The sequence below is a fragment of the Caballeronia sp. LjRoot34 genome, from assembly GCF_964253815.1.
GTDB lineage: Bacteria > Pseudomonadota > Gammaproteobacteria > Burkholderiales > Burkholderiaceae > Caballeronia.
The window spans coordinates 3,131,589-3,146,604 of the sequence record NZ_CAXUSB020000001.1 but is presented as its reverse complement, the minus strand read 5'-3'; the positions used below and the strand labels follow the sequence as shown (position 1 = coordinate 3,146,604).

Below are 15,016 nucleotides of genomic sequence, written 5' to 3'. Positions count from 1 at the left end.
GTTGTGTTCCTTCTTTTAAGCCGCTTTCTGCGACGGCTTTCTGGACAGACCGAAGTCTTCAGGGAAATGGTCGAGTGCCGACAGCACCGGATACGGCGTCATGCCGCCCATCGCGCAGAGTGAGCCAGAAACCATGGTGTCGCAGAGATCGCGCAGCAGCGTGACCTGTTTTGGCGAGGTGTCTCCTGCACGGATCTTCGCGATGACTTCAATGCCACGAGTCGAACCTATGCGGCACGGCGTGCATTTGCCGCACGATTCGACGGCGCAAAAGTGCATGGCGTACTGGGCGAGATCGGCGAGGTTCGACGTGTCGTCATGAATCACGATACCGCCATGCCCGACCACCGCACCGACCGCTGCATATGCTTCGTAGTCCATGGGAATATCCCATTGGCTTTCGGGCAGATACGTGCCGAGCGGACCACCGACTTGCGCGGCGCGCGCCGGCCGGCCGCTTGCCGTGCCGCCGCCATATTCATATATTAGTTCACGCAGGGTGACGCCGAACGCCAGCTCCACGAGGCCGCCTTGCTTCACGTTGCCAGCAATCTGGAACGGCAGCGTGCCGCGCGAGCGACCCATGCCGAAGTCGCGATAAAACGCGGCGCCTTTGGCGAAGATGATGGGCACCGTCGCCAGGGTGATGACGTTATTGATCACCGTCGGCTGCCCAAACAAACCGACCAAAGCAGGTACCGGCGGCTTCGCGCGGACTACCCCGCGTTTGCCCTCAAGCGACTCGAGCAACGCCGTTTCTTCGCCGCAGACATACGAACCGGCGCCTTTGGCCACTTCCAGTTCGAATGCCTTGTCGCTGCCGAGCACACTCGCGCCAAGCCAGCCTGCATCGCCGGCTTTATCGATGGCGCGGTTCAGCGTTGCAATCGCGTGCGGATATTCGCTGCGCACATAGATATAACCCTTCGTTGCCCGGGTCACGATCCCCGCGATGATCATCCCTTCGATCAACATGTACGGATCGCTTTCCATGACCAGCCGGTCCGAGAACGTGCCAGAATCGCCTTCGTCGGCGTTGCAGACGATGTACTTTTGCGGCGCCAATGCAGCCCGCACCGTGCGCCATTTGATACCGGCCGGGAACGCTGCACCGCCGCGTCCTCGCAGGCCTGATTCGAGCAGCGCTTCGCAGGCGGCGTCGCCATCGGTTTCAAGCGCTTTGCGCAAACCTTCGAGGCCGCCATGCTTCACGTAGTCATCGGTGGAAAGCGGGTCCGTGATGCCGATGCGCGCGAACGTCAGGCGTTGTTGTTTCGCAAGCCACGGCAAGGTGTCGACTACGCCGACGCGCTTTTCATGCGCGCCGCCGTTTGCCAGGTCGGCATCGAGGAGCGCGGCGACATCGTCTTCATCCACATTCGAATAACCGATACGGCCTTCAGCCGTCTCCACTTCGACCAGCGGTTCGAGCCACAGCATGCCGCGCGAACCGTTGCGCACGACTTCAACTTCAATCCCGCGTCTCTGGGCTTCAGCCGCCACTGCCAGCGCGACGCGATCAGCGCCGAGCGCGAGTGCCGACGAATCGCAAGGGACGTAGATACGCGTCATACCAGATCCTCCGCGCTCGAATGAACGCGCGCCGCTTCATACAGCCGTTCGAACTTCTGCGGGGTGACGCGGGCGTACAGCTCGCCGTTGATCGTCATGGCCGGCGACAACGCGCATTGCCCAAGGCAATACACGGTCTCGAGCTCGGTATCGACTTGATGACCGGAATCGAACTTGCAACCCGTATGCCCTTCGATATGTGCCGCCAGCGCCTCCGTTCCCATGCTCCGGCAAGCCTCGGCACGACACAACTGCACGGTCACGCGCGCAGGCGGCTCGGAGCGGAAATGGTGGTAGTAGGTGATCACGCCGTGCACTTCCGCGCGCGACAGCGACATGGCCTGAGCGAGCGGGGCGATGACATCGGCGGGAATGTAACCGGCTTCGTCCTGAATGGCGTGCAGCACGGCAAGCAGCGACGCACCCTTTTTCAGATGGCGCGCGACGCGCTCATCGGGCGTACCGGCGGGCTGATTCTGGTGGTTGTGAGGCATCTGGACCATGTGGGGAGTCTCCATTGCTCGGTATATGTTTTATAAATGCATATATCGGTCTTATAATTTGCTGCACCGAGCCCGTGATATGCAAGATACGAGGCTAATCGGTCGATGGCAATAGGAACTGGGACTACATATGATCGATGTCGAATGCCGTACGGAGCTCGTCCTGCGTGACGCTGCGGGCCGCGAAGCCAGTCTCAGCGCGGCCGTGCCGTTGCTGCTGCTGGTTTCGCAGACGGGAAGCATCGCGCAAGCTGCGTCGGCTAAGGGTTTGTCCTATCGGCACGCGTGGGGCCTTTTGCGCGACATAGAGACGCGGTTGGGTGGGGCGCTGATTACGAAGTCGCGTGGACGCGGGTCGGTGCTGTCGGAGCTCGGCGAAGCAGTGCTGCGGGCGCAGCGTTTGTCGAACGAGCGGCTCGATGGACCACTTCAGGCGTTGGCCAGCGAAGTGGCCGGCGAACTGAACCGGCGGCTGTCGCGCGCCGTTGGCGAGGTACGGATTCACGCCTCGCACGGGTACGCCGTTGCGGCGCTGGTGGACGCGCTGGCCACGAAGCAAATTCCCGCCGACATCAAATACCGCGAGAGCGCTGAAGCCGTCACCGCGCTCGCACGCGGCGAGTGCGAGCTGGCAGGTTTCCACTTGCCGATCGGCGAATTCCGCGCGAGTTGCGCCGAGATCTACCGGCCCTGGCTCGACGCAGGGCGGCATCGGCTGATCCATCTGACGCGGCGCACGCAGGGCCTGTTTCTGCCCAAGGGCAATCCCAAAGGCATACGCGGTTTGCATGACCTCGCTCGCGACGACATCCGCTTCGTCAACCGCCAGCCCGGATCGGGTACGCGCATGTTGCTGGATCTGGCGCTGCGCCAGATAGGCGTCGATCCCGCGAGCATTAACGGCTATGCCACCGCCGAACTGACGCATTCGGCTATCGCTGCATTTGTCGCGAGCGGCATGGCCGATCTTGGCTTCGGCGTACAGCCGGCCGCGCAGCAGTTTGCGCTGGACTTCATTCCGGTGATCGACGAGGACTACTTGTTCGCGTGCGATCGCGACAAACTCAACGATGCGGGGCTCAGCGGCCTGCTGGCGGTACTGCGCAGCGACGTGTTCCGGGACAGCGTGGCGCATCTGGAGGGCTACGACCCGGCTTTTTGCGGGCAACTGCTTGAGCTCGAGGCGGCGCTCAGCGGAGCGACCGGAAACGCGCGGTAACCATTTAGACCCGGCCTGTCCGGCTGATCCGGAGCCTTACGTTTAGAATTACGTTAACCTGATGGTTAGCGGGGAATGCCGGTGGTGTTGCGCAGGACGTTTTATCACCGTTCACCACGCCGGAGATGCCTCTGGCCAAACGTTTAACCGTCGACCGTTTTACTCACCGTTACTGCTGCCATGAAATTGCTTTTGAGCCTTGCCGCGTTGATCGCGTTTGTTGTTAGCGCCGTTGCTTTTGTGCCCGTCGCGTTTGCCCAGAATTCCCCTGGTGTTCCCGGTGGCATCTTGCAGGATCAGTTTCGCCTGAAACAACACCCACAGCTCCCGTTTGCTGCTTCCGCTCCTTCGGACAAGTATCAAAACGGCGTGTCGGCGAAGCGCAAGCGCGGTGACCTGGGGGACCCGAACGGTTGTAACCTGCAATGTCCGCAGGACCAATAAGCCTGCAAGACTGCTGACAAGAAGTCCAGGCTCGCACGCGGCGGCTGGTATCGAAGCCGCTGGCTTGCTGTGTGCCATTGGCTTAAAACCGCCACACCGCTGCAGCCCGACACGGCCGTCTCATAATAGGGCCTGTTCTACGGGTTATTTCTACGGCTTAGTTCTGCCAAACAGCGTTAACCCTGCCTTTTTGCCTCGATCTTCAGCCACGCCGGCGTCTTTTAAACGAGTTCCCCGGCGCAACGTTTGTTACCGCTCATTACCGACCGATTAATGCTACCTGATGGCGGCGTGCGCTGAATGCGCTCGGGTATCTTAATGGTGCGTGCATTGAGCGGAGTTCGATGACAGACGCATTTCATAATTCATTAAAAACAATCAAGCGAGCCGGCCGACGCCCGCGCCAGAGAAGCGTGGACGAGGGGATGCGGATAGGCACTTATCCGCATGACGGCATGGCCGCAATGGGACATTCGGATCGCCGAGGGGAAGACAACAAAATGAGAATTCTTCAAGTCATTCTTGCACCCCGCTTATCTGGTGCAGAGGTGCTTGCCAAGGGTGTGGCCATTGGGCATCAGCGGGGCGGTCACGACGTTTGCATTACTTCGCTGATGCCTGAGCACAACGATTTCCAGCACATCAGCGCTGAATTGCGTGTTAACAATGTCGTATGTTTTTTCCCGGAGCACTCGCTTGGCAAAGCAGGGCGACTGCTGTTCCTGCATCGTGCCATTCGACGGTTCAAACCCGACATCATTTTTGCGCACGCCACTATTCCGGCCTTGTACGTGCGTGCATTGCCGACGCGCGTGCCGATCGTCTGGGTCATGCATTCTGGCGCCAACGACTTCGCGAACAACGCGCTGCTACTTGCCGAACGGTTGCTGTCGGGACGGGCGAAAGCGGTGATCGGCGTGTCGCAGAAGAATATCGACGATTACGTCAAGGAAGTTGGTTCGCATCCCTCCATGATCGTGGTGCCGAACGGCGTTGATATTTCGCGTTTCGAGCAAGCGAGCGAGCCATTGCCATCGACCGGTTTCAGGCAAATTGTCCAGATCGGCCGATATATCCCGGAGAAGAATCAGTTGCAGACGGTGCAGGCGTTTGCGCGCGTTGCCGCCGCCGAGCCCGATGTGCGGTTGCTGCTGTGCGGCGTGATTGAAAACCTTGAGTATCACGCGGCCATCCTGAAACTCGTGGATGACTTGGCGTTGAACGATCGTGTGAAGGTGATTGGTCCGCAATCGAATGTCGCGGAGATTTTGCGCGGGTCGCACGCGTTCGCTATGCCTTCGAGTTTCGAGGCGCACAGCATCGGGTTCCTGGAGGCGCTGGCGTCGGGAATTCCTGTCGTGGGCAATGCGATTCCCTCGTTCGCGTTCGCCGATGATTTTCCGGGCGTTGAACTACTCAACACCAGCGACGCCGATGCCTACGGCCGCGCGTTGCTCGATGCCTTGTCGCAACCGAGAACCACGCGGCCGCTCAACGGCCTGACGTTGCAAAGCACGGCGGACCGTTATCTCGCAATTGCCTGGGACGTGCTCAACCCACGGGTAGGGCTGAGTTGATCTAGTTGAATCGGATCGATTCGATGTGCAACGCGTCGCCGGATTTTCGGCGGCGCGCTTTTGCTGTGGGGCGCCGCGCGGTCTGGATCTGCAGCAGGCATGGCAACCCGCGCTTGAATGCGGCTACGGACGTGCCGTATTCACACGGGGCGCCAGTCAGCGGCAGCACCCGACCGTCGCCAACAAACAAAAAACCCCCGCGCGGCTCAAGCTGCGCGGGGGTTTTGTTCAAACTTTAGTGTTACAGAAGGCTATTTGGTGGAGGCGGCGGGAATCGAACCCGCGTCCAGTAGCGCTCTACGACCAGTTCTACATACTTAGTTCTATCATTTGATTTAACCTGGCGACGCGGACGAACACGCTTCGCTTCGGCGATTCACTAAATTTTCGACCCGGATGTCATGACGCCACCAAGGCTTATCTGACGTATATGACCTCTCGCGGTATTGCTACCGGTCTTGCGACTCTAGTCCGTCAGTAAACTAGGGAGAGGCAGGCGGCCCTTAGGCTGCCAGTGCGAACGTTTCGTCGTTTGCAGTTACGTTTTTCCCATTGATTTACGAGGTGACGGGTCCTCGGTATGCCCTAGCCGCTTCGCAACCCCTGTCGAAACCAGGTCGCCCCCGAAGCATTGCTCATTATCTCACAGTTTCGTCCGCGTTTTCACCGCAGAACCGGTCCGGGACGCCACAGCCGTCACGGTACATTGATGCGCGTTATTGCACATCGCGTAGCAGATGTTGCAATTCAATGGTCGTTTCCACCACGTGATCCGCATGCCACCGGGTGGGCGGCAAGTCCGTCCCGCAGTACCCGTAGGCGGCCGCCACCGTGACCATGCCGGCCGCGAAACCGGCCTGGACGTCGCGCAGGTCGTCGCCCACATACACCACACGCTCAGGCTTCTCTTCCATCAATTCCGCGGCATGCAGCAACGGCGCCGGATGAGGCTTCGAATGCGGGGTGGTATCGCCGCAAACAAGACACGCCGCGCGCTCAGCCAGTCCCAGCAGCGCCACTAGCGGTTCGGCCAGCCGGGTTGCTTTGTTGGTCACAATGCCCCAGCGCACGCCGCGTGCATCGAGTTGATCGAGCAATTCGTCGATACCCGGAAACAGCGTCGTCTCGATGCACAAATCCGCCTCATAGTTGGCGAGAAACTCCTCCCGCATGGACGCGTAATCGGGATGCTCCGGCTCGATCTCGAACGCGCCGGCCAGCAAACCGCGCGCACCCGCCGATGCCAACGGCCTCAGGGTTTCGAGCGGCCGCATTTCCAGCCCGCGGTCGTGCCGCATCTTGTTGACTGCGGCGACGAGATCGGGCGCGGTGTCGGCGATGGTACCGTCGAGATCGAACAAGACCGCTTGGCAGAGCTTCAGCCGGGTCTTGTCGATTTGATGCTGGGGCAGGGGCGTCGGGTCGTCGCTCATGAAAGTCCGTACAGGTTCGATGACGCTCGGAGGCGTGGGATCGGCATCACTTGGGCGATCGTTCATGTCTGTTCCCGTCAGGCTAGGCGACGGCAAGCCATCAGATAGTTGATGCTGGAGTCGTCGGAGAGACTGAAGCGCTTGCTGAGCGGCCGGTAGGTAATCCCCTTGATCTCTACGATATCAAGTTGCGCGGAACGCACGTATTGCGCAAGTTCTGACGGCTTGATGAACCGCGCGTAATCGTGCGTGCCACGCGGCAGCATCCGGGCAATGTATTCCGCGCCGATCACCGCGAGCAAATACGCCTTGGCATTGCGGTTGAGCGTGGAGAAAAACACCCAGCCGCCGGGTTTGACGAGCGTTGCGCAAGCCTGCACGATCCCGGCCGGATCGGGCACGTGCTCGAGCATCTCCATGCAGGTCACCACGTCATAACTGCCGGGTTCCCGCACCGCCAGCGTCTCGGCCGCGATCTCTTCGTATTCGACCTCAACGCCGCTCTCCAGGCTATGCAGGTCGGCCACGCCCAGCGCGCTTGATGAAAGATCCACGCCTTTCACCTTCGCGCCGCGCAGGGCCATTGATTCAGACAGGATGCCGCCGCCGCACCCGATATCCAGCGCGCGCTTGCCCGGTAGATGCGCGAGAGCGTCAATCCAGTCGAGCCGCACAGGATTGAGTTCGTGCAATGGCTTGAACTCCGCATTCGGGTCCCACCAGCGATGAGCCAGCTCGCTGAATTTTTGAAGCTCGTGGGGATCGGCGTTGATCATGTGCGGATAGCCTTGAAACATAAGGTCAGGAACGGTCAAGCACCAAGTATATAGGCGGTGGCGAGAGCCGGTGAAACGCGTCACGAGCCCAGGCCGGTCGAGCAAAGGGACGCGCCGGGTGTGCAGCAAGAGTGCAGCTAGATGCGCCGGACATAAAAAAAGCCCCGCCGAAGCGGGGCTTTGATCCTGCGGCAATCTGTCGCGTATTACTGCGACTGACGCGAGGTTCCAACAACTTCGACTTCCACGCGACGATCCGGTGCGAGGCAGGCGATAAGTTGCTTGCGGTTCTTCTGGTTGCAACCCGTCGTAACCGGGTTACGCTTACCCTTGCCTTCCGTATAGATACGGTTGGCTTCGATACCCTTGCTGACCAAGTATGCCTTGACAGCTTGTGCACGACGCAGGGACAGGCGATCGTTGTACTTGTCCGAACCGATACGGTCCGTGTAACCCGTTGCGACCACAACTTCCAGGTTCAGGTCGCCAATCTTCGATGCGAGATCGTCAAGCTTTTCCTTACCAGCCGGCTTCAGGATAGCCTTGTCGAAGTCGAACAGAGCGTCAGCTTGGTACGTAATCTTCTGGCTCTGGATGACCGGAGCAACAGGAGCGACCGGAGCCGGCGGCGTCGGTGCTGTCGCTACCAGCGCGCCGTCGCACTTTGCGTTGGCCGTTGCCGGGGTCCAGAACGCGTTACGCCAGCAAAGCTCGTTCGTGCCGTTCATCCACACCCACTCGCCCGTGCCGTTCACCCAGTTGTCGTCCACTGCCTGACGCGAAGCCGGGACCGATTGCGCCATAGCCGATGCAGCCATAACTGCGGTAGCTGCAATGAACGCGAGCTTTGAAAGTTTATTCATATTTCTCCTCTCGAAATTGAGATTACCGCAGGTTTACTGCGAGCCTTGTTGACGAAGACAAGTCATACATTGCTCGAAGTATAACATTACCGCGGAACAAAACGCTGTGTGTAGACTTCGAGCAGTGTCTAACTTTGTGCGTTCGCATTTTGCCATATCGTTCCCTTGCAACGATAAAAATATCCCCGGCCCCCCAACGCCCGCAACCTTATGTGGTGCATGCGCAACAAGACGGGGCATGGGAATCGCAGGGTTTGATGCGTGCCGAACATGCGCACAATGCGTGCCACCCCGGAACTTTTTCCCAAAACATCAATACATTTTTTTTCGACGGTTTTTCGCGCGGTAATTGGCGGCGTCAAAACCCGTGAGGCCGAATGATAGCGGGTTAGTCTGACGTTTTCACTTTGTTGCGTGCGGCAATTTGTAAGCTTTCGCTACCGTTTGTTTCGTGGGCTCGCTTCATGCGCTTTCACGCTGATGCCATGCTGGTTATCGGCCCGCGCCGGTCCGTGCTGTCCCGCTCGATCTCTCGTCACGCTGTTGTGTCCCTGAATTTCCCAATCCGCGCTGTTCCGACTCTATGTATACGCATGTGCTCCGGGAGCGGATGTCGCGCATGTTAGAATCGCGTGATGCGTTGCGTTCGCAATGCCGATGCTAAACGACGGTGAATCCGGGTAAAACGCCGCAAAAGAGGCTTTTATTCCGCGCCGGCGCCGCACAGTTCAAGACACGGATAAATGGATCAATTCGCCAAAGAGACCCTGCCAATCTCCCTTGAGGAGGAAATGCGCCGCTCATATCTCGATTACGCGATGAGCGTGATCGTGGGGCGAGCGCTCCCCGATGTCCGCGACGGCCTCAAGCCAGTCCACCGCCGCGCGCTGTATTCCATGCACGAACTGAACAACGACTGGAATCGCGCCTACAAGAAGTCGGCGCGTATTGTGGGCGACGTTATCGGTAAATATCACCCGCATGGTGACCAGTCGGTCTACGACACCATCGTGCGGATGGCGCAGCCGTTTTCGCTTCGCTACATGCTGGTCGACGGGCAAGGCAATTTCGGTTCGGTCGACGGCGACAACGCCGCCGCCATGCGATACACCGAAATCCGCATGGCGAAGATCGGCCATGAATTGCTGGCGGATATCGACAAGGAAACGGTCGACTTCGGTCCGAACTACGACGGCAGTGAAAGCGAGCCGCTGGTCCTGCCGGCTCGAATTCCCAATCTGCTGATCAATGGGTCTGCCGGCATTGCCGTGGGCATGGCGACGAACATTCCGCCGCATAACCTGCGCGAAATCGTCGATGCCTGCATGCATCTGCTGAATAACCCCGACACGACCATCGACGAACTGATGGAAATCGTTCCGGCGCCGGATTTCCCGACGTACGGCGTGATTTATGGCGTCTCGGGTGTGAGGGACGGTTATCGAACGGGTCGCGGACGCGTCGTGATGCGCGCGACCACGCACTTCGAAGAGATCGACCGCGGCCAGCGCATGGCGATCATCGTCGACGAAATCCCGTATCAGGTGAACAAGCGCACGCTGCTTGAGCGCATTGCGGAGCTGGTGAACGAGAAGAAGATCGAAGGCATCTCGGACATCCGCGACGAATCCGACAAGAGCGGCATGCGCGTGGTGGTCGAGCTGAAGCGCGGCGAAGTGCCGGAAGTGGTGCTGAACAATCTGTACAAGATGACGCAGCTCCAGGACACGTTCGGCATCAACATGGTCGCGCTGGTCGACGGCCAGCCGCGTTTGCTGAACCTGAAGCAGATGCTGGAGTGTTTCCTGTCGCATCGGCGGGAAGTGCTGACGCGGCGCACTGTATACGAGCTGCGCAAGGCGCGGGATCGTGGCCACGTACTGGAAGGCCTGGCGGTCGCGCTGGCGAATATCGACGAATTTATCCGCATCATCAAGGCCGCGCCGACTCCGCCGATCGCGAAGCAGGACTTGATGAACAACGCCTGGGACTCGGAAATCGTGCGCGAAATGTTGTCGCGCGCCGAAACCGAGGAATCGGGCGGGCGTCAGGCGTATCGGCCGGAAGGCTTGAATCCGGCGTACGGCATGCAGGCCGACGGGATGTACAAGCTGTCCGACGTTCAGGCGCAGGAAATTCTGCAAATGCGCCTGCAACGCCTGACCGGGCTCGAGCAGGACAAGATTGTCGGCGAGTACAAGGAAGTGATGGCGCAAATCGCCGATTTGCTCGACATCCTGGCGCGCCCGGAACGGATTCGCGCGATCATCGTCGAGGAATTGACGTCCATTCGTGCTGAATTCGGCGATGACCGCCGTTCGCGCATCGAACTGAACGCGACCGAACTGAATACCGAAGACCTGATCACGCCGCAGGAAATGGTCGTGACCATGTCGCACACCGGCTACGTCAAGTCGCAGCCATTGTCCGAATACCGGGCGCAAAAGCGTGGCGGCCGCGGCAAGCAGGCCACGCAGATGAAGGAAGACGACTGGATCGACACGCTCTTCATCGCGAACACGCACGACCACATGCTGTGTTTCTCGAACCGTGGCCGTGTTTACTGGATCAAGGTCTACGAAGTGCCGCAGGGTTCGCGGAATTCGCGTGGCCGGCCGATTGTGAACATGTTCCCGTTGCAGGACGGCGAGAAGATCAACGTCGTGCTGCCGATCAAGGAATTCTCCGCCGATAAATACGTCTTCATGGCGACCTCGCTGGGTACGGTCAAGAAGACGCCACTGGAGGCATTCAGCCGGCCGCTGCGCAAGGGCATCATCGCGGTCGGTCTTGACGACGGCGATTTCCTGATCGGTGCGGCCATTACGGACGGTCAGCATGACGTGATGCTGTTCTCGGATTCGGGCAAGGCGGTGCGTTTCGACGAAAACGACGTTCGTGCCATGGGCCGCGAAGCGCGTGGCGTGCGCGGCATGCAACTGGAAGAAGGGCAGCAGGTCATCGCGTTGCTCGTCGCCGGCGGTGAAAACCAGTCGGTACTGACCGCGACCGAGAACGGTTTCGGCAAGCGTACGCCGATCGACGAATACACCCGTCACGGCCGCGGCACGAAGGGAATGATCGCTATCCAGACGTCGGAACGTAACGGCAAGGTGGTCGCCGCAACGCTCGTCGAGCCGGAAAGCGAGATCATGCTGATCACCAATACCGGTGTGCTGATTCGCACGCGGGTGTCGGAGATCCGTGAAATGGGCCGTGCAACCCAAGGTGTTACACTCATCAGTCTTGACGACGGCACGAAGCTGTCCGGCTTGCAGCATATCGCCGAGGCGGAAGTGGCAGTCGAACTCGACGCCGATCTGGAAGGTGATGCAGGCGAGGCCGGCGAACCATCGGCCAGCGTTGCGGCTGATGATTCGACCGATGCAGCGGATGACGCTGACGTTGGCGATACGCCGGACGACACGCCGGAAGGCGATGAGGACGGCACGTCCTGACCGAATGTTCGCAACCAGCGCCTGTTCTGCCTGTTCTGTTTCTGAAAGCTTGAATGGATAAGCTGCGCGACTTGAGCAAATGCCGAGTCGCGCCGCGATGAAAGCAAAATTTTTTTAAGGGAGTAATGATGCAAAAACAGTTTAAACAATGGATGTTGCTGGCTGCTTTGGTACCGGCTTTCGCATCGGCTCAATCGCTCCAGAGCCAAGCGACGACGCCGGCTGCAGACGCAGCCACAGCGGCACCGGATCCGGCGAAGCAAGCTGCGATCAAGGACCTGCTGGACGCAATCGACGCGCAAAAGCTCGTCGGCGCCATTGGTAACAGCGCACAAATGCAGTCGAAGCAACTGGTTCCTGCCATCCTGTCCGACGCTTTGAGCGAAAACAAGACGCTGAACGACAAGCAGAAGCAAGCCGCTGTTCCTCAGCTCCAGAAGGACACGGTACCGAAGCTGGTTGATTCGGCAGGTCAGGTCTTCGCGACCGACTCGTTCCGTCAGGACGCCATGCAGGCACAGTACGACGCATACGCGAAGTACTACACGACGGCTGAAATCAAAGACCTGACGTCGTTCTACAAGAGCCCGACGGGTCGCAAGTTCATCCAGGTTCAGGACCAGGTTGGTCGTGACGTGGTGAACGGTCTGATGCAGAAGTACATGCCGCAATCGATCAAGGCCACCCGCACGCAAGCGGACAAGGAAGTGGCTGCTGTCAAGCCGGCCAAGTAAGCCAGGCTGCCAAAACCCGCTGCCGCCCGGGCGGCTGTAGTTTGGCGGGTTTATGGGACGGTGCGATAATGGCTGTTTGCGTTCAGACGCAAACAGCCATTTGTTTTTCGTGGCGGGGTTTAACGTTATTCAGCGGTTTTTCGCTGGCGTTTTCCTCGCTGGCGTTCTCTTTATTGCGTCCGGTTTTTCGGGGTGTTTATCAGATGCGCGTCTTCAATTTCTCCGCTGGTCCTGCAGCAATGCCCGAGGAAGTACTCCGTCAAGCTGCCGACGAAATGCTCGATTGGCACGGTAGCGGCATGAGCGTGATGGAAATGAGCCATCGCGGCGCTGAGTTCATGTCGATCCATGAAGCTGCGCTGATTGATCTTCGTGACCTGCTGAAAGTGCCCGCGTCGCACAGGATCCTGTTCCTGCAGGGCGGCGGCATAGGTGAGAACGCGATCGTTCCGCTGAACATGCTGGGCGCGCGGAAAACCGCGGATTTTGTCGTGACTGGCTCGTGGTCGCAGAAATCGTTCAAGGAAGCGCAGAAGTACGGCACGCCGCACATTGCTGCAAACGGCAAGACGGAACAGGGTTTCACCCATGTGCCGAAGATCGCCGAATGGCATCTTTCCGACGATCCGGCCTACGTCCATATCTGCACGAACGAAACTATCGACGGCGTCGAGACCTTTGAGATTCCCGATCTCGGTTCGGTGCCGCTCGTCGCCGACGCGTCGTCGCACATTCTGTCCCGCCCGATGGACATCGCGAAATACGGCGTGCTGTTCGGCGGCGCGCAGAAGAATATCGGCATGGCGGGCGTGACGGTCGTGATCGTGCGCGAGGATCTGCTCGACCGCGCGCTGGCCATCTGCCCGTCGGCGTTCGAATGGAAGACCGTCGCCGAGAACAATTCCATGTACAACACGCCGCCCACCTACGCCATCTACATTGCCGGCCTGGTGTTCAAATGGCTGAAAAAGCAGGGCGGCCTGGAAGCCATGGAAGCACGCAGCATCGAAAAATCGACGCTGCTGTACGACACTATCGACGCCAGCAGTTTCTATCTGAACAAAGTCGAGCGTCAGTCGCGCTCGAGGATGAACGTACCGTTCTTTCTCGCCGACGAATCCCGTAACGAAGCATTCCTGGCCGGCGCAAAAGCGCGTGGCCTGCTGCAGCTGAAAGGCCACAAGTCGGTCGGCGGCATGCGCGCGTCCATCTATAACGCGGTGCCGCTCGAAGCGGTGAAGACGCTCGTCGAGTATATGAAGGAATTCGAGCAGGCCAGCGCCTGAAAGCAGGTCTGGCCTCCCGTCCGATGCTTGCCCCGCCAAGCCGGATCGACTCATCTCATACAACGCATGGACGACGACCTTAATTCACGACTCATACCGCTGCGCGAACGCATCGACGCGCTCGACGCGCAGCTCATCGCGCTCCTGAACCAGCGCGCCGCCGTCGCGCTCGAAGTGGGCGAGGTGAAGAAGCATTTCAACGCGCCGGTGTTTCGCCCCGAGCGCGAGATGCAGGTAATCGCGCGGCTCCAGGAAATGAGTGAAGGGCCACTCGCCGACGATCACATCAGCTCGATCTGGCGCGAGATCATGGCCGCGAGCCGTGCGCTCGAAAAGACGCTGCGCGCGGCTTATCTCGGCCCGGTCGGGACCTACAGCGAGCAGGCGATGGTCGAGTATTTCGGACATTCCATCGAAGGTCTGCCGTGCCCTTCCATCGACGAAGTGTTTCGCTCGGTCGAAGCCGGCGCGGCCGAGTTCGGCGTGGTGCCGGTTGAGAATTCAGCGGAAGGCGCGGTTTCGCGCACGCTCGATCTGTTGCTGCAAACGTCGCTCGTGATCAGCGGCGAACTGGCTTTGCCGATTCACCACAACCTGCTGACGGCGTCCGGCACGCTCAATGGCGTGACGCGCGTGTTCGCGCACCCGCAAGCGCTCGCGCAATGCCAGCACTGGCTGACGGCGAATGTACCCACGCTCGCGCGCCAGGCGGTATCGAGTAATGCGGAAGCGGCGCGGCTGGCGGTGGGTGACCCGACTATCGCGGCTATCGCGGGGGACCGCGCGGCCACGCATTATGGACTTGGCGTGGTCAGCGCGCTGATCCAGGACGACCCGCACAACCGCACGCGCTTCGTGATGATTGGCAAGGAGCGTACAGGCGTAAGCGGGTATGACCAGACGTCATTGATCGTGTCGGTGGCGAACGAGCCGGGCGCGTTGCTGAAACTGCTGGAACCGCTGGCTCGTCACGGGGTATCGATGACCCGTTTCGAGTCGCGTCCAGCGCGCGTCGGCACGTGGGAATATTACTTTTATATCGACGTGGAAGGACATCGTGAGGACGCAGCGGTCGCCGCCGCGCTCAAGGAACTGGGCGAAAAGGCCGAGTTCTTCAAGATCCTCGGCTCGTACCCGCGCGCTCGTTGAGC

The 15,016-nt window shown here is 59.7% G+C and carries 12 protein-coding genes and 1 other RNA gene; 7 read left to right on the top strand and 6 right to left on the bottom strand.

Going from position 1 to position 15,016, the window contains the following annotated elements:
• Positions 1-15: 15 nt before the first annotated feature.
• Positions 16-1,572 (bottom strand): formate dehydrogenase beta subunit, encoded by a 1,557-nt coding sequence (locus tag ACSQ36_RS14160; RefSeq protein WP_436182336.1) that lies wholly within the window; start codon positions 1,570-1,572, stop codon positions 16-18.
• Positions 1,569-2,066 carry an NAD(P)H-dependent oxidoreductase subunit E gene (locus ACSQ36_RS14155; RefSeq protein WP_213768350.1) on the bottom strand — a complete coding sequence of 166 codons (498 nt, stop codon included), beginning with the start codon at positions 2,064-2,066 and terminating at the stop codon, positions 1,569-1,571. The genes ACSQ36_RS14160 and ACSQ36_RS14155 overlap by 4 nt, the downstream gene beginning before the upstream one ends.
• Positions 2,067-2,205: 139 nt before the next feature.
• Between ACSQ36_RS14155 and ACSQ36_RS14150 the strand changes: the two genes are divergently transcribed.
• The 3 genes from ACSQ36_RS14150 (at position 2,206) to ACSQ36_RS14140 (ending at position 5,315) form a co-directional block, all read left to right on the top strand.
• Positions 2,206-3,294, top strand: coding sequence for a substrate-binding domain-containing protein (locus tag ACSQ36_RS14150; protein WP_436182335.1), 1,089 nt, complete (start codon positions 2,206-2,208; stop codon positions 3,292-3,294).
• Positions 3,295-3,474: 180 nt separating this feature from the next.
• Positions 3,475-3,738 carry a hypothetical protein gene (locus ACSQ36_RS14145; RefSeq protein ID WP_436182334.1) on the top strand — a complete coding sequence of 88 codons (264 nt, stop codon included), beginning with the start codon at positions 3,475-3,477 and terminating at the stop codon, positions 3,736-3,738.
• A 500-nt stretch (positions 3,739-4,238) separates the two neighbouring features.
• Complete coding sequence (locus tag ACSQ36_RS14140; RefSeq protein ID WP_436182333.1) at positions 4,239-5,315, top strand: glycosyltransferase family 4 protein; 1,077 nt, start codon at positions 4,239-4,241, stop codon at positions 5,313-5,315.
• 256 nt (positions 5,316-5,571) lie between these two features.
• On the opposite strand, the gene ssrA is transcribed toward ACSQ36_RS14140, so the two are convergent.
• The 4 genes from ssrA to ompA all read right to left on the bottom strand — a co-directional run bounded on the left by ssrA (position 5,572) and on the right by ompA (position 8,387).
• Positions 5,572-5,940, bottom strand: a transfer-messenger RNA (tmRNA) gene (gene ssrA, locus ACSQ36_RS14135).
• Positions 5,941-6,031: 91 nt separating this feature from the next.
• Positions 6,032-6,748, bottom strand: coding sequence for a phosphoglycolate phosphatase (gph, locus tag ACSQ36_RS14130; protein WP_213768349.1), 717 nt, complete (start codon positions 6,746-6,748; stop codon positions 6,032-6,034).
• A 77-nt stretch (positions 6,749-6,825) separates the two neighbouring features.
• Complete coding sequence (ubiG, locus tag ACSQ36_RS14125) at positions 6,826-7,524, bottom strand: bifunctional 2-polyprenyl-6-hydroxyphenol methylase/3-demethylubiquinol 3-O-methyltransferase UbiG (protein WP_436182332.1); 699 nt, start codon at positions 7,522-7,524, stop codon at positions 6,826-6,828.
• Positions 7,525-7,730: 206 nt separating this feature from the next.
• Positions 7,731-8,387: an outer membrane protein OmpA gene (gene ompA / locus ACSQ36_RS14120; protein WP_436182331.1), complete on the bottom strand. Its 657-nt coding sequence runs from the start codon at positions 8,385-8,387 to the stop codon at positions 7,731-7,733.
• A 743-nt stretch (positions 8,388-9,130) separates the two neighbouring features.
• Here ompA and gyrA point away from each other — a divergent pair.
• The 4 genes from gyrA to pheA all read left to right on the top strand — a co-directional run bounded on the left by gyrA (position 9,131) and on the right by pheA (position 15,014).
• The gene (gene gyrA, locus ACSQ36_RS14115) at positions 9,131-11,845 is read left to right on the top strand and encodes a DNA gyrase subunit A (protein ID WP_213768320.1); all 2,715 of its coding nucleotides are present in this window, start codon (positions 9,131-9,133) and stop codon (positions 11,843-11,845) included.
• Positions 11,846-11,973: 128 nt separating this feature from the next.
• A complete protein-coding gene (locus tag ACSQ36_RS14110) occupies positions 11,974-12,579 on the top strand; it encodes a DUF2059 domain-containing protein (protein WP_213768319.1) in 606 nt (201 codons plus the stop codon).
• Between the two features lie 203 nt (positions 12,580-12,782).
• Positions 12,783-13,865 carry a 3-phosphoserine/phosphohydroxythreonine transaminase gene (gene serC / locus ACSQ36_RS14105; RefSeq protein ID WP_436182330.1) on the top strand — a complete coding sequence of 361 codons (1,083 nt, stop codon included), beginning with the start codon at positions 12,783-12,785 and terminating at the stop codon, positions 13,863-13,865.
• A 66-nt stretch (positions 13,866-13,931) separates the two neighbouring features.
• Positions 13,932-15,014 (top strand): prephenate dehydratase, encoded by a 1,083-nt coding sequence (gene pheA, locus ACSQ36_RS14100; RefSeq protein ID WP_436182329.1) that lies wholly within the window; start codon positions 13,932-13,934, stop codon positions 15,012-15,014.
• Positions 15,015-15,016: the final 2 nt, after the last annotated feature.